Origin of the sequence: Tatumella ptyseos (genome assembly GCF_030552895.1) — a bacterium.
Lineage (GTDB): Bacteria > Pseudomonadota > Gammaproteobacteria > Enterobacterales > Enterobacteriaceae > Rosenbergiella > Rosenbergiella ptyseos_A.
Genome location: NZ_CP130649.1, coordinates 2,245,591 through 2,266,835, shown reverse-complemented (window position 1 = coordinate 2,266,835; position 21,245 = coordinate 2,245,591). Strand labels below are relative to the sequence as shown.

Below are 21,245 nucleotides of genomic sequence, written 5' to 3'. Positions count from 1 at the left end.
GAGGTCAGAAGGAGCAGGATGAAGGAAGATTCTTGTTAGTAACGGGTACGCTCCGGGGATAGGATAAATATTGATGAAACTACCCATTTCTTAGGAAAGAGTTTAGAACGTTATCTACGTGATGTTGGCAGGTATCCTGGTAAAGGTATACCTGCCACTATTCTTTAAGGTATCAGCCTTCGGATGAACCGATTCGATTCAGGTTAAGCTTAAAGGAAAGGGCCCCGACAAAAAGCATCAGCAGCATAATTAAAAAGAATGAAACAGGTAACGAGCTAAAGTGCGCAATATATCCAATAACGGCTGGGCCACTTAATACACCAAGATAGCCTAGTGTGGTCATGGCTGGTACGGCTACAGCTTGAGGCATAACGGTTTGCTGTCCGACGACCGAGAACATCACCGGAACGATATTTGCGCATCCGGCGCCAATCAATGCATAACCGATAAGAGAGAGATGCCAGACAGGAATAAAGGTGACTATAGCTAAGCCTAAGGCTGCAATTATCGCTCCTGCCACAACGACTTTCAGTCGCCCAAAATGTTTCACCACCTTATCACCGGTCAATCGAGCAAGAGTCATTGCCACAGCAAAGCTAGTGTAGCCTAAGCCCCCTAAGGTTTCTGGCATCGCTCTGATTTGTGTAAGATAAACGGCGCTCCAGTCCAATACCGTTCCTTCGGTTAAAAATACTGAAAAACAGATAATGCCGAGTAACAAGACAATACCCTTGGGCATCGCGAAAGCGGGACCCTCTTTAGGATTGGCATAGGTCAACAATCCAGGAAAACTGAAGGCCACTAAGATCACGACACAAAGCACAATAAGCAAGGTTGCGAGGGTGACATGTATTCCACAGGCTAACAGTAGGGTCATCAATCCTGCCCCGGCAATGCCTCCAATGCTATACAGGCCGTGAAAACCCGACATTAGGGGCTTTGGTGACGCTTTTTCAACCAGTATTGCTTGGATGTTCATTGCACAGTCAGTGATCCCCACGCCTACTCCAAATACCAACAGGGCTAACCCGAGTAACAAAGGCTGGGTGATGATTGCTAAGAAAGGTAGGACTAAAATAATGACGACTACAGCAGCAATAATAACTTTACGGCAACCAAAACGGCTTGTTAGTGCTCCCGTAATTGGCATCGTAATTAATGCCCCTATCCCCAAACATAATAATAATGAACCCAATGTCGCATCATTTACCCCAGTATTTGCTCTGGCATAGGGAACCAGTGCTGCCCAAGTGGCAGTGACGAAGCCCGCGACAAAAAATGCTAAACGTGTTGCGAATCGCGATTGGGTACTTTGTTGTTCCTGCAGCATAATATTCCTTGTTTGCGCGATATGAATGCTTTAAGCATAGTGGTGAGTAGGCGGTAGGTAAAAATGGAAATTCACCTTCTCAGGGTATTACATTAAGTTACTTTAGTGAGAATCTGGGATTGTGTCGTCTTTAAACTACGACTTTAAGATCTTGCTCGTAAAATTTTGCTACTTTGGTTGATAAAAGATATTGCGCGTGCTCAAGCTTAGGTTCGGCTTAAATTTTAGACTTAACACGTTTTATCTGTTCTTAGTCTAGGGGTGATGGCGGCGCTCTTCCACTTAGCTTCATGTTCTGTTTAAGTGCCTAATCTTAACCTTCAGTATAGGTGCCGATAATTCGGCTCAGAAGCGTTGACAGTATGAGGGTTAGCCAACTACAACTAGGGGAGTAAGAACATCATCAGTGTGAGATGAAATGGCCTTAATTTTAGGAGATATTATGTCTGACCAATTTTTATCGTTAGCTGAAACACGTCGTTCTATTTATGCACTAGGAAAAGAGATTCCGTTGTCTGAAGATGAGGTCATTCATCTTATCAAACAGGCTGTTAAACAGGCCCCTTCTGCCTTTAACTCACAGAGTTCGCGGATCCTCATTTTATTGGGAAATGAACACATCAAGTTTTGGGAGCTTACTCGGACACAGTTAAAAAAAATTGTGCCAGAAGCACGATTTCAGGCGACTTCCGCTAAGTTAGACAGTTTTTCTCAAGCAGCTGGGTCGGTATTATTTTTTGAAGACCAAGATGTTGTGCAAACTCTACAGCAACAATTCCCTAGTTATGCCGATAATTTTCCCGTCTGGTCAGAGCACAGCACTGGTATTGCCCAATATGCAGTATGGTTGGCATTAGCCGAAAAAGGGATTGGTGCTAATTTGCAGCATTACAATCCTCTTGTCGACGAAGAGGTGAGAAAACAGTGGAGTGTACCTAATTCATGGACACTACGCGCTCAGATGAACTTCGGTGCTATTCTGCAGCCAGCTGGCGAGAAAACCTATATTGATGATAACGAGCGATTTATCATCGCTCAGTAGCGGTACTTAAGCGCTGAGGTGTTCTCTCTTTTTGAGGTATCCCAACGAGTTAAGAATAGCGCCGATAGGCGCTATTCTTGAGTCGCTAGGTTTTGATTATGGCTATCTATAATGTTCTAGATTGGTTTCAGGTCCGTCGTGGGCAACCGCTTGTGCTTTACCAAAGCTTTCCATCAAGCATTTATATTCAGGACAAACGTGTTCGGAAAGTATTTCAGCAAATTGTGATCCCTCTGCGCGATTCCAAGTGCGCATCAGTTCGGCAACAATCGCAAAGGTATCGGTAGGAACTGCGCCTGCTTGGGCAACGCGTGCAATAGTAATATCAGTCGCCATCTTAGACCAATTGCCTGAGGCATCGACGACACAATAGACATTGTACCCTTCCTGTACGGCACTGACCGCTGGAAAAGCCATGCAGACACTGGTCAAGGTCCCCGCAATAATCAGTGTTTTTCTTCCCGTCTTTTTCACTTCATCGACAAATAAAGGGTTATCCCATGTATTAATTTGTCCGGTACGCGGAACATAGACCGCGTGGGGAGCATATTTATGAACTTCTGGGATAAGAGGGCCATTAGGGCCGTCTGGTACCGAAGCCGTTGTGATAACAGGGATATTCAGTAACGATGCCACTTTCGATATTGCCGTGACATAATGACGCAAATCGTTTACCGGAACATCTCTGACGGTATTAAATAATCCGCTTTGATGGTCAATTAATAAAATAACAGCGTCATTCGGGTCAATCATTCCATTTGTTGAACTCATAATTACCTCATCTTAATTGATAGTATGTTCTATTTTCCCAAAGCGTCCGCTTTGAAAATCCTCTATCGCCTGTGTTATTTCTTGACGACTGTTCATCACGAATGGCCCTCGGCCGACAATGGGTTCATTAATAGGCTCGCCACTTAACACCAAAAAGGTGGTCGCTTGTTCTGCTGTGATGACTAATCGGCTTTCGGCTCGCTCCATGACCACTAATTCTGCTGAAGTCACAGTATGCGCTTGGCTAACCGTTAATTTCCCTTCCAGTACGAATAGTGCACAGGTATGGCCAGCAGGAAGGTTAAATTCAATCTCTCCTTTAGCCTTGGCTCGTACATCCCAAACATTCATTGGGGTAAAAGTCCTAGCAGGACCCTGCAAGTTATCGTATTCGCCGGCAATTAATCGTAGGGAGCCGGCCGCATTGGGGAGTGCTATTTCTGGAATATCATTAGTTAAAATGCCCTGGTAACCTGGGGTACTCATTTTGTCCTTAGCGGGAAGGTTGACCCAGAGTTGGACCATTTCAAAATCGCCACCCGTCGCCGCAAATTCAGGACTATGAAACTCTTCATGCAGTACTCCTGATGCCGCAGTCATCCATTGCACATCGCCAGGTCCAATACTGCCACCGCCGCCAGAAGAGTCTTGGTGAGCAACGCCGCCGTGATAGACAATAGTGACGGTTTCAAAGCCACGGTGGGGATGCTGACCCACGCCTAATTTTTTATTGGTCGGTGGGAAATTGACTGGACCGGCATAGTCCATTAATAAAAACGGCGACATTTCTGCAGCAATATCGCTATAGGAAAAAATATTCCTGACTGGGAAGCCATCGCCTACCCAGTGCTTACCGTTACTACGCTTAATGAACGCGACCTTTTTCATCTCATTTCTCCGCAAAAATTATGAAGCTAATTTAACGCTTGAAAATTTTTTAGAGTAGTATGTAAAAATCGAAATCACTTTCCATTGGATTGGATAATGGACTTTAATCAGATCGCTGTTTTCGTCAAAGTTGTACAGGCCGGAAGCTTTAGTGCTGCGGCCCGATCACTGGAAATACCGGTATCGACGGTGAGCCACCGTGTTGCAATGTTGGAAAAGCGGCTTGGCGTGACATTACTTCAGAGAACGACTCGGCAATTGCACCTGACAGAGGCGGGAAAAGACTATTTTGAGCATGCGTCTGAAGGGTTAGCACATTTTTTTGAAGCAGAATCCTCCATCATGAATGTAAAAGGAGAACCTTCTGGTGTGCTGAGAGTCTCTGCTCCCTTTGATATCGGTAATCCACTATTAACCGCCATCATTGATGAGATGAATCAACGTTGGCCAGCGGTCAAACTGGAATTTATTTTGATCAAACGCTATGTTGATTTGGTTGCTGAAGGGATAGATGTCGCGATTCGTACGGGGCTCTTAGAGGATTCGACACTGATCGCGAAGCATGCTGGTGTGGCTCAGTGGGAAGTCTTTGCCAGCCAAAATTATATTAACAATCACAAAAAAGTTAAAATTCCTCAAGATATTCGCCACCACTGTTGTTTACCTTTCTCGCCAATGGGTAAAGAAGCTTGGACACTACAGAATCAGGATTCCAGTCTGACGATTCCGATTGATAACGCCATTATCAGCGACGATATCAGCCTCATTACCTCGATGGCGCTAGCCGGGAAAGGTATTGCATTGCTCCCCAATTATCAGTGTCATTTTGATCATCGCGCGGGTAATTTAGTCTCCCTGCTGCCTGGTTGGTATGCGAGAAGAGATCCTATTCATATTGTCTATCCAAGACAGCGGTATATGCCGCCTAAACTGCGCGCTTTTGTCGATATTGCCTATGATCATTTAAAGAGCATGCTTAAGCCTAGATAGTGTTCACTAGTCTCCAAGATAAGTAAGACGAAACGCTTTGTTTAACGCGAATTCCATAGGGAGGCTTTTTCAATCATAACGCACTAGTCTTTAAACTTATTTTAAAAAAGCTATGCGTCTTTTGTTATTTAAACTCTGAAAATCGTCCCTCTATTATAGCTATCAACTGATAGCGAATAATAATAATGAGGCGGTATATGAAAGGGGTGAAACGTAGTCTTTTAACACATTCTTTGTGGGCGGCGAGTGTATTGCTCGCGTCGTCTGCCTGGTCTGCTCAACAGCCCGTGAACGGGGGAACCTTAATTTATCTTGAGCAGCAGGCGCACACGACACTTTATCCCCCCGCTGGCGGGTTTTACCCCAATGGCGGCATATTGAATCAAATCACCGACAAGCTGACATGGCAAAACCCGAAAACGTTAGCAATAGAGCCATGGATTGCGAAAAGCTGGCAAAGTAATGCACAGAAAACAGAATGGACCTTCACGCTTCGCCCTGGAGTAACCTTCTCCGATGGTTCACCGCTAGATGCCACCGCCGTAGCGAAAAACTTTGATACGTATGGCTTAGGCAATAACGCTAAACACCTCACTGTCTCTGAAGTGATCAACAATTACGATCACAGCGAGGTTATCGATCCCCTCACAGTAAAATTCTATTTCAAAAAGCCTTCGCCAGGGTTTTTACAAGGGACGTCAGCGATAGGCTCAGGCTTGGTTTCACTCTCGACATTATCTAAAAGCTTAGAACAACTGGGCGATGAGCGGAATATTATCGGTTCCGGTCCGTTCGTCGTGTCGGCAGAGACCTTAGGCCATGAAGTCGATCTGGTCGCGCGAAAAGATTATCACTGGGGACCTCAGGGAGCGGCCCATCAAGGGCCCGCTTATTTACAGGGAATTAAGGTGATCGTCACTCCTGAGGACGGAGTACGTATTGGCGCGTTACTTGCCGGCCAAGCGGATTTCATCCGTCAAGTTCAGGCTTATGATGAGAAACGCGTCGCGGCTCAGCATTTCACTGTCTATGCAGAACCGACGCGAGGCGTTAATGATAGCTTAAGTTTTCGTCCGGATAACCCGCTCGTTAGCGATAGTCGAGTGCGTAAAGCGTTATCATTGGCGACTAACCGTAAACAGATTGTTGAAACGCTTTTTTCTAGCCACTACCCGGCAGCAACCTCCGTACTCGCCGCGAGTGCGGCCGGTTATATCCCTCTTCAGGATTTATTGCAGTACAACCCAAAGCAAGCTGCCCAATTATTGGACGAGGCGGGGTGGCGACTTGGAAGTAATGGCCTCAGAGAGAAGCAAGGCATTCCTCTTGCACTGAGCGTTTATATTTCACCCCCGCAACCACAAAATAAAGAAGTCCTACAATTGATTGCCCATCAGTGGAAAGCGCTTGGCGTTACATTAACGATACGTCCAGCCGACTCGGGGACGGCAGCAATTAATCGACTCGATCCGATTAAAGCTCCGCTGATGGTATCTGAAGTGGGGAGAGCTGATCCAGATGTGGTGAAGAGCATGTTTTACCCAACCAACCGTGATGCGTTGCTGCAAAAAGGCGGGCTGAGCGATAAGGTGAAAGCGTTCCGTGATGATAAATTGAATACACTGTTATCCCAAATATCGACCGAAACGGATAACGCTAAACGATTATCATTGACCGGAGAGGCTCAGCGTTATCTGCTCGAACAAGCCTATGTCATCCCTATCTTTGAAGAGCCGCAGGTGTATGCTGGTGCACCTTGGTTAAATGGGGTCGGGTTTGAAGCGGTCGGTCGCCCATCGTTTTACGATACTTGGCTTGCTAAGCACTAAGGGGGGAGGGCGAATGATCCGCTATATCGCTAAACGCCTCGGTCAAGGGATGATCGTATTATGGGCCGCTTGGACCTTGTCATTTATCCTGTTACAGCTACTACCTGGCGATGCGATTTTAATTAAATTCCTTGATCCTTCGCTGGGACTTAGCGGCGATCAGCTTGCTCAAATACGTAAAGTGTATGGGGAAGGAAGCCCGCTCTGGCAACAGTACTTCTCGGCGCTTAGTACCCTTTTGCAGGGGAATTTAGGCTATTCGATCCAGCTTGGTGTACCGGTGACTGAGGTGTTAGCGACTAACTTCCCGCAGACACTTAAGTTGATCCTCCCCAGCTTTTTCCTCGCGATTGTGTTGGGGACTGGTCTTGCGATTCTTGCATGGCTTCCTGCGCTCAAAGCATTACGACATCTACTTCTGTCACTTCCTTCTTTGCTGGTTTCGCTCCCCGTATTCTGGTTAGGGATCGTATTAATTCAACTCTTCTCTTTTCAGTTACACTGGGTGTCGGTGATCAATCGCTCACCGATAGGGGGAATGGTATTACCCGTGATCACTCTCGCAATTCCTATTGCGGCCCCTCTGGCGCAGATCTTTATGCGTAGCATTGAACATGTCCGTATGCAGCCCTTTGTTACCGCTGCTCGCGCGCGAGGCTTGAGCCAGCAACGTGTACTCTTTCGCCATGTATTACGTAATGCCAGCTTACCGCTGCTCACGGTGGCGGGGTTATTGCTGGGAGAGTTGATCGCGGGGGCACTAGTGACCGAGACCGTATTTGGTCTAAATGGGCTAGGGCAGGTAACGCAGCAGGCGGTTGACTCACAAGATGTTAACGTATTGCAAGGTGTTGTGATGATCTCTGCCGTCGCTTACGTATTGATTAATTTATTGGTGGATCTGTTGACACCCTTGCTCGATCCACGCCTAAACATTTACAGAGGAGAGCCGAGATGAGCCTGACTGATACGCTCCGCTTATCGACTCGTCCCCGACCTCTACCGAGGCGACGTGCCCCTTTTCGTTACGGGTTGTGGGGAGCTTGGGCAATTATGCTTATCGCGCTCATGGCCGCACTATTTCCAGCGTTGTACACACATTATGACCCTTATAACAGTGTGGACGGAGCACAGTTACTGGCTCCAAACCACCTCTACTGGCTCGGTACCGATCAACTGGGAAGAGACCTTTACACACGGGTAGTCTTTGGTGCGCGTTGGTCCTTATCGGCAGCCAGTGCTGCGGTAGCGGTGGGCATGATCTTCGGCTCCTTTCTCGGAATGTTGACGGCATTTATTGGAGGGAAAACGGAAAGTCTCACGATGCGAGTGATCGATGTGTTGTTATCCATCCCAGCGCTATTATTGTCATTAAGCATCATTATTTTACTCGGGGTAGGCAATACTCACGCCGCCATCGCCGTGGGCTGTGCCTCGATTGCGAACTTTGCCCGTCTAGCCAGAGCAGAAGTCCTCACTATCCGGCAGCAAGCGTATATTGAAGCGGCATTTGGCAGTGGGGGACGATTCTTTAAGGTCTTTATTAGGCATGTCTTTCCGAATGCACTACCGACATTACTCGCCTTTGCTGCGCTCCAGTTTGGTCAAGCAATCTTGGCGCTTTCTACGCTCAGTTTCCTTGGTTTCGGTAGTCCACCGCCGATCCCTGAGTGGGGATTGTTGATTGCTGAGGGACGTAACTATTTAGCCACCGCTTGGTGGCTAACAGTCTTTCCAGGACTACTGGTGATGGTTATCGTCCTCGCGACACACCGTATCAGCCGTGCCTTTTCAGGAGAAAAACGATGATGACGCAACGCATACCTGTCCTGAACGTCGAAAACTTGAGTATCAGTTATTACACCGATGAGCGCTGGCAAGAGAGAGTACATCAAGCGAGCTTCACGCTTAACGCGGGCGAAATGCTGGCGGTCGTTGGAGAATCGGGTTCAGGAAAAACCACTACTGCTCAGTCTGTCTTAGGCCTATTACCAGAAAATGGTCGCCTTACTGGCGGCAAAATTTTCTTCCAAGGAGAAGAGATCAGTCAGTGGTCCTCTCGTCGACTCGATGCACTCCGTGGGTTGCATATCAGTCTGATCCCACAAGATCCGGGAAATTCATTAAATCCGTTGAAAACGATTGGTACGCAGATCGAGGAAGTACTGAAACTTAATGATCGACGAGTGTCACGTCAGTCGTTACAACAGCGGGCGATTGCCCTCTTAGCCCGTGTCGGCTTGAGTCACCCCGACCAACGTTACTCGCAGTATCCTCATCAATTATCGGGAGGCATGAAGCAACGTGTCCTGATCGCCCTTGCAATAGCACTACAGCCCGCACTAATCATTGCCGATGAACCGACCAGTGCTCTGGATGTGACTGTACAGCAGCATATTATGACGTTAATCGATGAACTACGGCATGAGTATGGAACGGCTGTGTTATTTGTGACTCATGACCTTGCCTTAGCCGCCGCCCATGCCGACCGGCTAGCGGTATTCCAACAGGGCAAACTGGTAGAACAGGGGCAAACAACGACCTTGATTAATCAACCCCAGACCCCTTATACAGCGGAGTTAATCAATAATGTCGCGGATAATTATCGCACCGCGGCACCTCTTTCGCGTACGACAAGTCATCAGGCCCCGGCCCTCCGTTTACAGGGTATAGGTAAACAGTTCCCGCTTGATCGACACCAAAAATTGCAGGCGTTAGACAATATCTCGTTAACGATTCAGCGGGGCAGCACTCATGCACTCGTCGGGGAATCGGGTTCTGGTAAAACCACGTTAGCCAGGATCTTATTAGGATTTGAACAAGCGGATGCTGGCACTCTCGAGATCAGTGGGCAATTAGTCGATAACTATTCGCGTGAACAGTGGCGGAGGCTGAGAAAAAAAATTCAATTTGTCTATCAGAACCCGTTCTCATCACTGGATCCGCGTCAAACGCTCTTTGCGGTAATCGAGGAGCCGCTTCTCAACTTTGAACCGCTCACCCGTGAACAACGCAGAGATAAAGTGCTGGCGGTCACCCGTCAGGTTGCCTTAGATCCTGCGCTATTATCTCGCCGTGCTGAGCATCTTTCCGGGGGGCAGCGTCAGCGTGTCGCGATTGCCCGCGCCTTAATCCTCGAGCCGGAAATATTGGTACTGGATGAGGCAACTTCAGCTCTCGATGTTACCGTACAGGCGCAAATTTTGGATTTATTACACTCCTTACAGCAGCGATTATCCCTGACCTATCTGTTCATCACTCATGACCTGCAAGTCGTGCGCCGTATCGCCCACCAGGTGACGGTCCTGCGCGGTGGAAAACAAGTCGAAGAAGGGGAGACTGCGCAGTTATTTGCGAGTCCGCAAAGTGCCTATACTAAGCAACTGATCGCGGCGATTCCCCCTTTTAAACACCTTCAAGAGGCTTAGCAATCATGTCAAAGCACATTGGTTTTTTTACTCGATTATTAGACAAAGTGCCTGCCGCCGAGCGTTACCGCTTGGCAACTCAGCAGATCCAGCACGCCGAAAAGCTGGGCTTTGACAGTGCTTGGGTCGCTCAGCATCATTTTCACGAGAGTGAAGGGGGATTACCCTCACCATTAGTTTTCTTAACGCATGTCGGGGCGCACACCCAACGTATCCGGCTGGGCACCGGGATCATTACACTGCCAATGGAAAATGCGGTGCGGATAGCGGAAGATGCCGCCGTGGCTGACTTGCTCCTCGGTGGTCGCCTTGAGCTCGGCTTGGGGTCGGGGGGAACGCCAAGCTCTTTTACTACCTTTGGGTTAACCTTTGAACAACGGGGGGAAGTCTTTGCCCAGCATCTCGCCACCTTGCAGGATGCATGGCAGGGAAAAAGTCTGGCAGACACCGATAATTACTTGTATCCGGCAACCGCGACCTTAGCGAAGAAAATCTGGATTGCGACCTTTTCTGAACGTGGTGCACAGCTGGCAGGTAAAGCCGGACATGGCTTGATGTTATCCCGAACGCAGCCGCGACCCGTGGGCCAGGCTCATTTACCCTTAGACGCTTTACAGAACCCGATTATTGATGCCTACCTCGACGCATTAGCGCCCGGCGTAGTACCACGCATTCTTGCTTCTCGGACTGCCTTTGTCGCAGACGATCGGCATTATGCTCGCAAAGTGGCACTCCCCGGCCTGACGGCACAGGCAGAGGGTTATCGACAAGCCGGACATCAGTTACGCGGCGAAACCCTCGATGATTTTATCGGTCAATTTGATGCGCATATCGGCGATCCACAGGACGTGTTGAATTCATTACAACAAGACAGCGTATTGCAGCGGGTCACCGATATCTCTTTCCAAGTCCATTCGGTGGAGCCGTCGCATCAGGATGTGCTTCGCTCTTTGGAACTCCTCTCCCGCTATATCAACCCCAAACTGCGTAACACTGCGACAATTCGCGAACTTGAGAGGTCTTTATGAGTAACAATAATGATTTAATTCAGGCACTGGCGTCGATTGTTGAGGGTTCTGCGCTTGCTGACAGTCGGCACACTCGCCAAGCTGCCACCGACCATACTCAAAGCTGCTATGAGGTGTTATTCACCTCGGGTACTGTTCATTTTTCGTTGGCGGAAAGGGCCACCGTCGCCGCGCAGGTTGCCGAGTGGCATCAGGTTAATACTCTCGCCCAGCATTACCAGACTCTGGCTGCTGGCGCTGAACTCACACCTTCCTTACAGGCCGCGCTGTTATTCGCTCGCCACTTAACCTTTGAACCGGTCTCGGTAACCCCACAGCATCTGCAAGCACTTCAGCAAGCGGGCTGGCAAACGGATGCCCTAATTACCTTAGCGCAGGTTATTGCATTTGTAAGTTTTCAAAGTCGGTTAATCGCCGGTTTTACGGTGCTTAACGCCGTAACGGAGACGGAAGCGCATCAGGTAAAAACGTTGCCTGCCGTCACGGCGGGACGCTGGCACCTGCAGGCGCGTACCGCCGGAAATCGCCGCGCTCCCCAAGCGTTTACCCGTAAAGAGCTAGGATGGGAGCCATGGCTTCCTCCTAAACCCTTTGATGCCTTCACTGAAGCGCAACAACAAGTACTGATACGTTTTGGTCACCAACACTCCGACTATTTTCGGTTACTGGGACATGACCAGCCAGTATTAGAACAACGAACCTTGATCGATAAAGGTATTTTCTATACCCCAGGTGGTCTAAGCAGGGCAGAGCGCGAGCTGGCGGCGACCGTAGTCAGTAAGGTCAATGGTTGCATTTACTGTGCCTCAGTCCATGCGAGAAAAGCGAGCCAGCTCTCTAAGCAAACCGAAGAGATCGCGCTACTGTTGCAGGTACAACCGGGGGATGAACTATCCGCCGGACAGTCAGAGCGCTGGCAAGCGCAGATCGAGGCCGTCGCCGCATTATCGCTGACGCCGCCTCGTCTCACCCAACAGCATTTGCGGGCCTTACAGCAATACTCATTATCGACGTTAGCCATCACCGATTTACTTCAATCAGCGGCCTTTTTTGCTTGGGCAAACCGTTTAATGCTGACTCTTGGTGAACCCTTTATCCCGGAACAGGAAGCGATAGAGGCAGGCGATGCTGTGACGCGTGCCAGTGCCTAAATTTAGTCGGGGGATAGATAGAGGCGATAATTAGCGAGGGAAACGGTGAGTTGTTTGGATTGATGTTCTTTATCAAGCTCGCAGGATATTGAGTTCTTGCGGGCTTTTTATGGCTTAGGGGAGGAGGGGCTGGTGATAGCGTCTTTGAACGTCGAACGAGTAATGTCCAAATATTTTCTTAATCCCAGCGGTCGAGTGATTCCCTTTGGGGCAGTGAAGGGAAATTTAATTGTAGGAGAGGCCAACACTTTTATTGTCCAAATATTGTCACCGATAAAATGGAAGCTTACTGAATGGGGAAAAACCTCTAAATTTTCGATGAGCCCTGTAGTGTAAGCGTCGCCAATGACGATTTTATCTAACACACCTTGATAGGTATCGAAAAGTAGGACTGTCAGTAACTCTTCAAAAATTACACCATCTGTCACGAATAATAGGTAGCGATGCTCATCAACCTGTATGGCTGCTTCGAGTATTTTTCCTTCGATGGTTGCTCCGGTTGACTTGCCATTGATCAGCACTTCAGAGCAAGCCTGACAGGTATCCGTTGCTTCGCTAATTTGCGATAGCGTTAGGCTAGTGACTACTTTCATCAATACTTCCACCAGTTGCCCATTTCCCATGCGGCTAATGCACCGCCTGTAAAGCCGCCTGCCAGTATCTATACAGTTGTGCTGAGGCAGTATAGTAGACCTGATAGGGGGCTTGAGTTAGGTACGTATCTGTTAATTTTTTAGCGGTAAGGTTAGCCTGTAAAAACAGTAAAACGCTCAGTATTTTATTGTAGTTTACAGCAATAACCCTTAACTCAGGCCTAGCTTTTGAAATGCTACGAACACAAAAAAGCCCACAAGACTTACGCCTTGCAGGCTTTTAGGACTTCTAACAATGACTCTGGAATCATCTTCGAAGAATTTGGTGGAGCTGGCGGGAGTTGAACCCGCGTCCAGAATTACTACACCGTCGGCACTACATGCTTAGTCCAGTCTTTACATTCGCCAGTTAGCTGCGGATGGACACGCCACTAACGAACTAGCCTGATTAAGTTTAATGCTTCAACCCCAGGCAGGGCATCCACACGATCTCTTTTGGGTTTGACCTCTCTTGATCCCCGTCCTAAGAGCGGAGGCTAGGGAGAGAGGGCTCTATGCAGGTTATTAAGCTGCTAGTGCGTAGTTTTCGTCGTTTGCGACTATTTTTTTGCGGCTTTTTACGAGGCCAACCGCCCCTCGGCATGCTCCTAGGGCTTCGCGAATCCTGTCGAATCCAGAATCAGCCCCAAGTACTATTACGTAGTGTAGCAGAAAATTACGCTGCTGCACCAGTAATTTAACGATTTGCGTTCTTCATAATACGCGCTTTATCTAACTGCCACTCGCGGTTTTTAATATCATCACGCTTATCGTGTTCTTTTTTACCTTTTGCTACGCCGATTTTAAGTTTACACCATGCGTTCTTCCAATAAAGAGAAAGGGCAACAATAGTGTAGCCTTCGCGGTTCACACGGCCATACAGTGAATCAAGTTCACGTTGCTTCAGTAGTAGCTTACGGTTACGTGTGGGATCGCAGACCACGTGGGAAGACGCGACCGTTAACGGCTGAAAGGTAGAACCGAACAGATAGGCTTCGCCATCGCGTAATAAGATATAGCTTTCGCTAATGTTTGCTTTGCCTGCACGTAGGGATTTGACTTCCCATCCCTGTAGTGAAAGCCCCGCTTCAAACTCTTCTTCAATGAAATATTCGTGGCGGGCACGTTTGTTCATTGCAATGGTCGCGGAACCAGGTTTGTTTGATTTTTTCTTTGTCATAGTATCCCTATTCTACACCACTTTTTGAAGGCGTCGCTGACTTCCTATTGTAAGAAAGTTAAGTATTGGTGCTATTCTAGCACGCTGATTCCGATTAGACATTTCTGTTTATTTGCTGAAACTGCTATGATCAAGGTGTTTTTTTCAGACCAGGAACTCTTATGGCCCAGATCACTCGTTCAGCGTTGGTCCCTTTCAGCGCGGCTAAAATGTATCAACTTGTCAACGATGTTGATAGCTATCCACAATTTCTCCCTGGCTGCACCGGTAGCAAAATTTTAGAGCAATCCGAGCAGCAGATGACCGCATCGGTAGATGTCTCAAAGGCGGGCATCAGTAAAACCTTTACCACGCGCAATACCCTGACCGAAAACCAGCGTATTGCTATGCAGCTGGTAGACGGCCCGTTTCGTAAGCTTACCGGAGGATGGACCTTTACTCCGCTGGGCGATGAAGCTTGTAAAGTCGAGCTAAGCCTAGATTTTGAGTTTTCCAATATGCTGGTGGAAATGGCGTTTGGGCGGATCTTTAAAGAATTAGCCAATAATATGGTTAAGGCCTTCAGTGAGCGGGCTCAAGAGGTTTATCGTGGCTGATATTCGCGTCGAAGTGGTTTACGCTCTTCCCGAAAAACAGTATCTGCGCCCGGTGACAGTAGTGGAAGGGAGTACGGTCGAAGAGGCAATTATTGCATCAGGGCTGTTAGAGCTTCGCAAAGATATTCAATTAACGGAAAATAAAGTGGGCATTTATAGCCGACCGGTTAAATTGACGGATCAGGTGGAAGAGGGGGATAGGGTGGAAATCTATCGTCCATTGTTGGCCGATCCAAAAGAGATGCGTCGGCAGCGTGCAGAGCGCTCGGCAGCAAATAAAAAGTAGAAAATGTCGCTACTCGAACAGTGATCGAGTAGCGAATTAGTGTTAGTTGGTCTTACTCAGCGCTGGCTTATTATCGATATTGGTCAGAATACCGCTGCTGTTAAAGGTCAAGGTTAAGGTTTGCTGCGTGACTTTCTCATGCCCCGGTTCTTGGCGGAAAACGTAGTACCACACATTGCTTCCAAAAGGATCGCTCATCATTGGCGTACCTAAGGTGTAAGCAACCTGCTGTTGTGTCATACCAGTATGAATTTTACTGACATCGGTCGCGACCAAGTAATTCCCTTGGTTGATATCCGGGCGATAAACTACACGTTCCAACGTCGAGCAACCTGCGGTCGTTAACAATAGCGCCGCGGTCGCAGCAGTCAGTATTTTACTGCGCATGAATCGTTTCCTTTTTCTTGACCAGTTGCCGTCAGGCATAACTTGCCATCACAATAAGTTCACCCTGATCGCAGGGAAGCTAGATGTCGATAATAATAGACCTTACGCCAGATGAAAACCTCTGGCGCAAGATATGACTGTTATACTGAGAAAAAGTGCCCGATTAGGCCGCTAAAAGTTCTTTAGCGTTGGCTAAGGTGTTGCGGGTGACTTCGCTGCCCCCCAATAGACGTGCTAATTCTTTCAACCGCGCTGCTTTATCGAGGTTAACCATGCGGGTTTCGGTCATTGCACCATCAGTCAGTTTACTGATGTAGAAGTGTCCATGACCACAGCCTGCGACCTGGGGTAAGTGAGTTACACAGAGTACTTGGGTCGATTCGCCGAGTTTACGCAGCATTTTGCCGACAATCGCCGCAGTAGGACCACTGATCCCCACATCGACTTCATCAAAAATCATAGCCGGGGTTTCCATTTTCTTCGCGGTAATGACCTGAACTGCTAAGGCAATACGAGAAAGCTCACCACCTGAAACGACTTTACCCAAAGGTTGTAGCGACTGTCCGGGGTTCGCCGATACGAGAAATTCGATACTGTCCGCTCCCTCAGCGGTCAGTTTATCCGGGGTATGCGCAATCACAATATTAAATTGGCCATGTGGCATGGCTAGTTGCTGTATGGATTCTGTAATCAGTCCCGCTAATTCAGTGGCGAAGTGTTGCCGTTGCATAGAGAGTTGACCGGCAATCTCAAGTGCGCGTTGGTGATAATGCGCAACTTCAGCTGTAAGCTGTTCAATATCCGACTCAACATTCTCTAACTGCGAGTATTCTTCCACTAATTGTTGGTGCGTACTGTGCAGAGTCTCGGGCGTGACATGGTGCTTACGCGCGAGAGAGACGTAGCGTGAAAGCCGCTGTTCTAAACTTTGTAGACGATTAGGGTCGAGATCGATGGCTTCATGATAGTGGCGTAATTCATCACTCATTTCACTTAATAATATCGCCGCATTGTCCATCATGCTATTCACCGGCGCTAAGCGGTCATCCAGTGAAACGAGCTCTTGTAAAAGCTGTTGAGATTGGTAAACCAGAGACTGTAAGGAAGCCTCTTCGCTCTCAGAAACTAAATGGACAATCTGTTGGCTTAGCGTGATGCGCTGACCGCTGCTGGCAAGCTGTTTGTACTCTTCGTCAATTTGCTGATATTCATCTTCGATTGGCGCAAATTTATTAAGCTCTTGTAACTGATAATCAAGGAGTTCACGACGTGCGGCCCGATCATTTTTTTGTTGCGTGAGGGCGGCTAACTCGCGACAGCTTTTGTGCCACTGACTATAGGCATCACGCATTGACGTTAGAAGCTCAGGATGATGACTATAAGCGTCAAGCAGTGCCCGTTGGTGATCGGTTTTCAGAAGTAACTGATGGGCGTGTTGCCCATGAATTTGAATAAGCAGTTGTCCTAGCTCCCGGAGTTGTGAGAGCGGGACGGCGGTGCCATTGATAAAGCCTCTTGAACGGCCATCGGCACTGATCACACGACGTAGCAAACATTCGCCTTGATCGTCCAGGTGATTCTCGACTAGCCACTGTTGGGCCGAAGGCGATTTTTTTAGCTGGAATCTGGCACAAATATCGGCACGTTGAGCGCCAGGACGCACAGTATCGGCATCTGCCCGATTACCTAGACATAACCCTAAGGCATCGATAGCGATAGATTTACCCGCACCGGTTTCACCAGTGATGGCGGTCATGCCTTGTTGGAAATCGATATCGAGTTCACGAACAATAGCAAAATTACTGATAGTAAGTTGTGCCAGCATATAATCACCTGTATAGAAAAACATAACTGTTTTTTTATACAGTATAAGCTTCTTTTTTACTGAGTAAAGACCCGCCGAGCGTTTTTCAGAATAATTTTTCCGACCATCCCAATTTCCCGGTAAGCGTGGTGAAATAGTTATAGTCTTTTGGATGTAGTAGGAATAACTCGTCTGGGCTGCGCCGTATAATGACTTCTTCCCCCAATTGGATGGGCAGCGCAAGCTGGCTGTCACAACTCACTTCAAGCTCGCTGCGTAAGCTGGCGAAGCGTAAACTGATGGTACTGCGGCTATCAATGACCAGTGGTCGAGCGGAGAGGGTATGGGGAAACATCGGGACGATAGCAATCGCTTCTAAAGATGGCATCAAGATGGGGCCACCGGCAGAAAGTGAATAGGCGGTCGAGCCAGTGGTTGTAGAGATAATTAGCCCGTCAGAACGTTGGGAAAAGGCAAATTGGTTATCAATATAGACTTCAAACTCGATCATGTGTGCAACCTTACCGGGGTGCAGTACGATCTCATTTAAGGCCGTAGCGACTCGTGGCTGAAGCTGGTCGCCGCGCACTGAAGCTTCCAGTAAAGCGCGGGAGTCAGTCGTGTAGTCACCTGCCAGCACTTTGCTCAGTTCTTCAATGGCATTATCTGGATTGAGATCGGTTAAAAACCCTAAATTACCTCGGTTAATGCCGATGACTTTTATATCGTAACGTGCCAAGACGCGTGCGGCGCCAAGCATATTACCATCTCCCCCAATCACCACTGCAAGATCTGCCTGTTGACCAATTTCAGGGAGGGTCGCGGTACGTACGTTGATCAATTGCATCTCGCGAGCAATTTGCTCCTCGACGATGACGTCGTAACCTTGTTCGCTCAACCAACAACATAATTGTTCATGGGTAGACAATGCGCTCAGATTTCGCGGGTGGCCAACAATACCGATACAATTAAACAACTTATTCATTAGGGTGAGCATCCTCTGTGCGCAAAACTCTCGACAATCTGTCAGAGTCTCTTGAATCCCAAAATTTCATCCCCATAATAGCCTTATTGCCGAGATGACTATGAAATGCGGAGATTTTCATGAGTAGTAAAGAACAGAATACCCCGAATCCACAAGATCCTGAAGTATTGAATGCCGAGCAAGCTGAGCAGCAAAATCAACAGGATGCATCAGAAAGCATCGATCCTCGTGATGAGCGTATCGCTGAATTAGAAAAAGCGCTGGCCGAGTCGCAAGGCGGCGTGCGTGAAGCCCAAGTTCGTGCGCAAGCTGAAATCGAAAACATCCGTCGCCGTACTGAAATCGATATCGAGAAGGCGCATAAGTTCGCACTGGAAAAATTTGCTAACGAATTACTGCCAGTAATTGATAGCCTTGAGCGTGCCTTAGAAGTCTCTAACAAAGAGAATCCTGAATTGGCTTCTATGATTGAAGGGATTGAGCTGACGCTGAAATCACTGCTAGATGCGGTACGTAAGTTTGGTGTTGAAGTGGTAGGTGATATTCACGTCCCTTTCAATCCAGACGTTCACCAAGCGATGTCGATGATTGAATCCGCAGACGTAGCGCCTAACCATGTACTGATGGTGATGCAACGGGGCTATACGTTGAATGGTCGTTTATTGCGTCCAGCCATGGTTGCTGTTTCCAAGGCATAATATAACGATGCGAAGCGCTACGTAATATTAACGCTCTCGCTATCTTATGAGTTGAAAGGTTCATTATTAGATGAACCTTTTTTTATTTCAGGATGACTCCAGCACCGCACTTTGCTGGACTACGCCATAACCCTATACAGTAGTTTTATCAATGGCTTAGTCGAGTTAAATATACACCGATGCGATCTGTACAGTGCTCACGCTGCTTGCCATAGCGGTTCGTAACCGTCGTTCCGTCATGCCCAAACAGGTCGCCTGACCAGAATTGAACGGGCACCAGTCCTTCGTATTAGAAGGTTACAAGCCAAGGACTGCGATACCGGCGCGGGCCACCTGCGCATCCTCGTGCGATTGCACGCCTGACACGCCGACCGCACCGATCACCTGGCCACCGTTGAGCCGGTGCAGACCGATCAGGTAGCCGCCGTTGTTCACGATCGCGATCGCCACCGCCCAGCCGTGGATATCAGCCTGCCCCGCCGTTAGGATCTTGATAACGTTACCGAATTCCAGAGTTGGTTTGGTCTTCATGAGAGCTGCTATCTCAGCGGGATTACACGGCGAATAACTTGACCAAGGCGGTCATGTTCTCCTCGCCGAAGCCCCGTTCGATGCCAGCGCGGAACACGGAGCGCGCAGCGGCGATAGTCGGGGCGGCGGCATCGCAACCGGGGACCTGCACGGTGTAACCGAAGTCCTTCACGATCAGCCCGATGGGGAACTGCGGGGCGAAGTTGCCCGCCTGCATTGAGCCGGCGATACGTCCGGCGACGATGCTCCACACCGGCGCGGTGGCCACCGCGTCGAGCACGCGCGCCACGTCGGCGCCAGGCTGCGGTTTCAGACCGTCACGGCGTGACCGCCCTTGATGAGATTGGCGGCCATGCGCGATTCCATCGCGCCCAGGCCCAATACGGCAATTTTCGTCATGATGCAGTTCCTAATGTTGTTCTTGATAGAAAAAGGCGATGACGCGCACGGCGTACGCCCAAGCCAAAAGGCGATGAGTCAAGCGCGCGCGGCGGGGCGGTTCAGCGTTTCCTTCCACATTACGGGCACGCGGCCGGTAGGTGCTGTCCCACGGGAGTCATTCCGAGAGAACCGGCTTTCAGCATGGCCGCCTGTGCATTAGCTATGCCATCGGGCATCAGCCCGATCACCGCCAACGCGGTGGTCAGGCGACGTCGACCTGCAGGCTATGGGGGGCCATCATTGAGGGTTGCTTCACCTATTCGTGCAGGAACAGCTTGTCGCCGAACATAAAGAACACCAGTCCGACTAGCATCACGCCCAGCCCAGCGAACTTCCACCAGTACACCGGTCGCTGCGCCATCTGTAGCAGGCCGAAGCCGTCGATGAACATGCCGGCGGTGAGTTGCCCGATGATGAACAGGAACATGGCATTAGTGATACCGATCTTAGGCGCGAGATACACCGTGGTGAATACGAAGACCGCGCCGATCGCGCCGCCCAGCCAGCGCCACCATGGTTGCTGGCCGACATTGTCGGCGACGCTGTGCCAGTCGGCCTGTACCAGCGCCACCGCGCCTAGGCAAAGTGCGCCGATGGTGAAGGAGAAGAACGAGGCCACCAGCGGTTGCCCGCCGATGCCCGCGCTCAGGCGGCTGTTGACCGCCGCCTGAATGGATAGGCCGGCACCACCGCCTAGAGCCATGAGTAGATAGAGCAGATTCACTGGATTACCTCACCTTTTATTTGTGTAAAGCCTGGGTCGGATTCGCCCACGTCTTGTACAGACCCATCAGGCCATTACGTGCATCAAGATGAACGTAATGGCCGATCACTTCGTCAGCGTAATGCTATCAGACCGCCCGATTTGGATGCGCACGGTTTCCTTTAGCGTAGCCAAGTCGATAACGGCGACGATACCATCGGGCGTGCAGGACACAAAGGCCAGGTTACCGGTGGCATCCGTGTGGATACCGGTGCCACGCCCTGTCTGAAGCCGCTTGACCACCCTGTACGTTGTCATATCGAACACCGTCAGCGCGCCGGTCTTGACGCTGACCCCCATCACCCGGCGACCATCGGGCGTGAAAACCAGCCGGTGCGCTCCGTGCAGGCCGCTGGCGAACGTCATTGCCACCTTGCCCGCCGCGACATCGAGGATGTCGAGCGTGCCGTCCGGGCCAACTGTCTACAGTTCGCGGCCATCGGGCGACACGTCGAAGCCTTCTGTACTGGGGCCGGTCAGCACCA

The 21,245-nt window shown here is 49.3% G+C and carries 24 protein-coding genes and 1 other RNA gene; 11 read left to right on the top strand and 14 right to left on the bottom strand.

Translation table 11 applies throughout. From position 1 onward, the window contains the following. Window positions 1–172 precede the first annotated feature (172 nt). Window positions 173–1,330 carry an MFS transporter gene (locus QJR74_RS10820; protein WP_304371868.1) on the bottom strand — a complete coding sequence of 386 codons (1,158 nt, stop codon included), beginning with the start codon at window positions 1,328–1,330 and terminating at the stop codon, window positions 173–175. Between the two features lie 442 nt (window positions 1,331–1,772). On the opposite strand from QJR74_RS10820, the gene QJR74_RS10815 reads away from it, so the two are divergent. Beyond that, complete coding sequence (locus tag QJR74_RS10815) at window positions 1,773–2,372, top strand: nitroreductase family protein (protein ID WP_304371867.1); 600 nt, start codon at window positions 1,773–1,775, stop codon at window positions 2,370–2,372. Between the two features lie 102 nt (window positions 2,373–2,474). On the opposite strand, the gene QJR74_RS10810 is transcribed toward QJR74_RS10815, so the two are convergent. Then, window positions 2,475–3,143, bottom strand: coding sequence for an isochorismatase family protein (locus QJR74_RS10810; RefSeq protein WP_241618653.1), 669 nt, complete (start codon window positions 3,141–3,143; stop codon window positions 2,475–2,477). Between the two features lie 12 nt (window positions 3,144–3,155). After that, entirely contained in the window at window positions 3,156–4,031 is an 876-nt protein-coding gene (locus QJR74_RS10805) for a pirin family protein (protein ID WP_304371866.1), read from the bottom strand. A 96-nt stretch (window positions 4,032–4,127) separates the two neighbouring features. On the opposite strand from QJR74_RS10805, the gene QJR74_RS10800 reads away from it, so the two are divergent. The 7 genes from QJR74_RS10800 to QJR74_RS10770 all read left to right on the top strand — a co-directional run bounded on the left by QJR74_RS10800 (window position 4,128) and on the right by QJR74_RS10770 (window position 12,457). Then, a complete protein-coding gene (locus tag QJR74_RS10800) occupies window positions 4,128–5,021 on the top strand; it encodes a LysR family transcriptional regulator (protein WP_304371865.1) in 894 nt (297 codons plus the stop codon). A gap of 197 nt (window positions 5,022–5,218) precedes the next feature. Then, the gene (locus QJR74_RS10795; protein ID WP_304371864.1) at window positions 5,219–6,850 is read left to right on the top strand and encodes a TIGR04028 family ABC transporter substrate-binding protein; all 1,632 of its coding nucleotides are present in this window, start codon (window positions 5,219–5,221) and stop codon (window positions 6,848–6,850) included. 13 nt (window positions 6,851–6,863) lie between these two features. After that, window positions 6,864–7,808: an ABC transporter permease gene (locus QJR74_RS10790; protein WP_304371863.1), complete on the top strand. Its 945-nt coding sequence runs from the start codon at window positions 6,864–6,866 to the stop codon at window positions 7,806–7,808. Then, window positions 7,805–8,659, top strand: coding sequence for an ABC transporter permease (locus QJR74_RS10785; protein ID WP_304371862.1), 855 nt, complete (start codon window positions 7,805–7,807; stop codon window positions 8,657–8,659). The genes QJR74_RS10790 and QJR74_RS10785 overlap by 4 nt, the downstream gene beginning before the upstream one ends. Before the next feature lie 11 nt (window positions 8,660–8,670). After that, the gene (locus QJR74_RS10780) at window positions 8,671–10,278 is read left to right on the top strand and encodes a dipeptide ABC transporter ATP-binding protein (RefSeq protein ID WP_304374025.1); all 1,608 of its coding nucleotides are present in this window, start codon (window positions 8,671–8,673) and stop codon (window positions 10,276–10,278) included. 5 nt (window positions 10,279–10,283) lie between these two features. Continuing rightward, on the top strand, window positions 10,284–11,306 hold the full coding sequence (locus QJR74_RS10775; RefSeq protein ID WP_304371861.1) for a putative FMN-dependent luciferase-like monooxygenase: 1,023 nt from the start codon (window positions 10,284–10,286) through the stop codon (window positions 11,304–11,306). Then, on the top strand, window positions 11,303–12,457 hold the full coding sequence (locus QJR74_RS10770) for an alkylhydroperoxidase domain protein (RefSeq protein ID WP_304371860.1): 1,155 nt from the start codon (window positions 11,303–11,305) through the stop codon (window positions 12,455–12,457). The genes QJR74_RS10775 and QJR74_RS10770 overlap by 4 nt, the downstream gene beginning before the upstream one ends. A 107-nt stretch (window positions 12,458–12,564) precedes the next feature. Here QJR74_RS10770 and QJR74_RS10765 read toward each other — a convergent pair whose 3' ends face one another. The 3 genes from QJR74_RS10765 to smpB form a co-directional block, all read right to left on the bottom strand. Continuing rightward, the gene (locus tag QJR74_RS10765; protein WP_304371859.1) at window positions 12,565–13,050 is read right to left on the bottom strand and encodes a hypothetical protein; all 486 of its coding nucleotides are present in this window, start codon (window positions 13,048–13,050) and stop codon (window positions 12,565–12,567) included. A gap of 323 nt (window positions 13,051–13,373) precedes the next feature. Continuing rightward, window positions 13,374–13,737: a transfer-messenger RNA gene (gene ssrA, locus QJR74_RS10760) on the bottom strand. A 49-nt stretch (window positions 13,738–13,786) separates the two neighbouring features. Then, window positions 13,787–14,269, bottom strand: coding sequence for an SsrA-binding protein SmpB (smpB, locus tag QJR74_RS10755; protein ID WP_048912487.1), 483 nt, complete (start codon window positions 14,267–14,269; stop codon window positions 13,787–13,789). A gap of 161 nt (window positions 14,270–14,430) precedes the next feature. Between smpB and QJR74_RS10750 the strand changes: the two genes are divergently transcribed. Beyond that, window positions 14,431–14,865, top strand: a complete 435-nt coding sequence (locus QJR74_RS10750) for a type II toxin-antitoxin system RatA family toxin (protein ID WP_304371858.1) — start codon at window positions 14,431–14,433, stop codon at window positions 14,863–14,865. Beyond that, window positions 14,855–15,151 carry an RnfH family protein gene (locus QJR74_RS10745; protein WP_304374024.1) on the top strand — a complete coding sequence of 99 codons (297 nt, stop codon included), beginning with the start codon at window positions 14,855–14,857 and terminating at the stop codon, window positions 15,149–15,151. The genes QJR74_RS10750 and QJR74_RS10745 overlap by 11 nt, the downstream gene beginning before the upstream one ends. 42 nt (window positions 15,152–15,193) lie before the next feature. Here the strand turns inward: QJR74_RS10745 and bamE are convergent, their stop codons facing one another. The 3 genes from bamE to nadK form a co-directional block, all read right to left on the bottom strand. Beyond that, complete coding sequence (bamE, locus tag QJR74_RS10740) at window positions 15,194–15,538, bottom strand: outer membrane protein assembly factor BamE (RefSeq protein WP_304371857.1); 345 nt, start codon at window positions 15,536–15,538, stop codon at window positions 15,194–15,196. 163 nt (window positions 15,539–15,701) lie between these two features. Continuing rightward, window positions 15,702–17,363, bottom strand: coding sequence for a DNA repair protein RecN (recN, locus tag QJR74_RS10735; RefSeq protein ID WP_304371856.1), 1,662 nt, complete (start codon window positions 17,361–17,363; stop codon window positions 15,702–15,704). Between the two features lie 85 nt (window positions 17,364–17,448). Further along, window positions 17,449–18,327, bottom strand: a complete 879-nt coding sequence (gene nadK / locus QJR74_RS10730) for an NAD(+) kinase (protein WP_304371855.1) — start codon at window positions 18,325–18,327, stop codon at window positions 17,449–17,451. A 119-nt stretch (window positions 18,328–18,446) separates the two neighbouring features. Between nadK and grpE the strand changes: the two genes are divergently transcribed. Then, on the top strand, window positions 18,447–19,025 hold the full coding sequence (grpE, locus tag QJR74_RS10725; protein WP_304371854.1) for a nucleotide exchange factor GrpE: 579 nt from the start codon (window positions 18,447–18,449) through the stop codon (window positions 19,023–19,025). Window positions 19,026–19,322: 297 nt separating this feature from the next. Here the strand turns inward: grpE and QJR74_RS10720 are convergent, their stop codons facing one another. The 5 genes from QJR74_RS10720 to QJR74_RS10700 form a co-directional block, all read right to left on the bottom strand. Continuing rightward, a complete protein-coding gene (locus QJR74_RS10720) occupies window positions 19,323–19,556 on the bottom strand; it encodes a heme-binding protein (protein ID WP_304371853.1) in 234 nt (77 codons plus the stop codon). Window positions 19,557–19,578: 22 nt separating this feature from the next. Next, entirely contained in the window at window positions 19,579–19,845 is a 267-nt protein-coding gene (locus tag QJR74_RS10715) for an NAD-binding protein (RefSeq protein WP_304371852.1), read from the bottom strand. 20 nt (window positions 19,846–19,865) lie between these two features. Continuing rightward, on the bottom strand, window positions 19,866–19,955 hold the full coding sequence (locus QJR74_RS10710) for an NAD(P)-binding domain-containing protein (RefSeq protein ID WP_304371851.1): 90 nt from the start codon (window positions 19,953–19,955) through the stop codon (window positions 19,866–19,868). 298 nt (window positions 19,956–20,253) lie between these two features. Further along, window positions 20,254–20,721, bottom strand: a complete 468-nt coding sequence (locus QJR74_RS10705) for a DMT family transporter (RefSeq protein WP_304371850.1) — start codon at window positions 20,719–20,721, stop codon at window positions 20,254–20,256. Between the two features lie 105 nt (window positions 20,722–20,826). Further along, window positions 20,827–21,126 carry a YncE family protein gene (locus QJR74_RS10700; protein WP_304371849.1) on the bottom strand — a complete coding sequence of 100 codons (300 nt, stop codon included), beginning with the start codon at window positions 21,124–21,126 and terminating at the stop codon, window positions 20,827–20,829. Window positions 21,127–21,245: the final 119 nt, after the last annotated feature.

Bases quoted from the DNA above. Each gene is read 5' to 3' on its own strand.
- QJR74_RS10775 (WP_304371861.1), top strand. From the start codon at position 10,284: ATGTCAAAGCACATTGGTTTTTTTACTCGATTATTAGACAAAGTGCCT.
- QJR74_RS10805 (WP_304371866.1), bottom strand. From the start codon at position 4,031: ATGAAAAAGGTCGCGTTCATTAAGCGTAGTAACGGTAAGCACTGGGTA.
- QJR74_RS10785 (WP_304371862.1), top strand. From the start codon at position 7,805: ATGAGCCTGACTGATACGCTCCGCTTATCGACTCGTCCCCGACCTCTA.
- QJR74_RS10790 (WP_304371863.1), top strand. From the start codon at position 6,864: ATGATCCGCTATATCGCTAAACGCCTCGGTCAAGGGATGATCGTATTA.
- QJR74_RS10700 (WP_304371849.1), bottom strand. From the start codon at position 21,126: ATGACGTTCGCCAGCGGCCTGCACGGAGCGCACCGGCTGGTTTTCACG.
- QJR74_RS10710 (WP_304371851.1), bottom strand. From the start codon at position 19,955: ATGACGAAAATTGCCGTATTGGGCCTGGGCGCGATGGAATCGCGCATG.
- QJR74_RS10820 (WP_304371868.1), bottom strand. From the start codon at position 1,330: ATGCTGCAGGAACAACAAAGTACCCAATCGCGATTCGCAACACGTTTA.
- QJR74_RS10815 (WP_304371867.1), top strand. From the start codon at position 1,773: ATGTCTGACCAATTTTTATCGTTAGCTGAAACACGTCGTTCTATTTAT.
- QJR74_RS10765 (WP_304371859.1), bottom strand. From the start codon at position 13,050: ATGAAAGTAGTCACTAGCCTAACGCTATCGCAAATTAGCGAAGCAACG.
- recN (WP_304371856.1), bottom strand. From the start codon at position 17,363: ATGCTGGCACAACTTACTATCAGTAATTTTGCTATTGTTCGTGAACTC.
- QJR74_RS10800 (WP_304371865.1), top strand. From the start codon at position 4,128: ATGGACTTTAATCAGATCGCTGTTTTCGTCAAAGTTGTACAGGCCGGA.
- QJR74_RS10810 (WP_241618653.1), bottom strand. From the start codon at position 3,143: ATGAGTTCAACAAATGGAATGATTGACCCGAATGACGCTGTTATTTTA.
- bamE (WP_304371857.1), bottom strand. From the start codon at position 15,538: ATGCGCAGTAAAATACTGACTGCTGCGACCGCGGCGCTATTGTTAACG.
- QJR74_RS10720 (WP_304371853.1), bottom strand. From the start codon at position 19,556: ATGAAGACCAAACCAACTCTGGAATTCGGTAACGTTATCAAGATCCTA.
- QJR74_RS10770 (WP_304371860.1), top strand. From the start codon at position 11,303: ATGAGTAACAATAATGATTTAATTCAGGCACTGGCGTCGATTGTTGAG.
- QJR74_RS10795 (WP_304371864.1), top strand. From the start codon at position 5,219: ATGAAAGGGGTGAAACGTAGTCTTTTAACACATTCTTTGTGGGCGGCG.
- nadK (WP_304371855.1), bottom strand. From the start codon at position 18,327: ATGAATAAGTTGTTTAATTGTATCGGTATTGTTGGCCACCCGCGAAAT.
- grpE (WP_304371854.1), top strand. From the start codon at position 18,447: ATGAGTAGTAAAGAACAGAATACCCCGAATCCACAAGATCCTGAAGTA.
- smpB (WP_048912487.1), bottom strand. From the start codon at position 14,269: ATGACAAAGAAAAAATCAAACAAACCTGGTTCCGCGACCATTGCAATG.
- QJR74_RS10750 (WP_304371858.1), top strand. From the start codon at position 14,431: ATGGCCCAGATCACTCGTTCAGCGTTGGTCCCTTTCAGCGCGGCTAAA.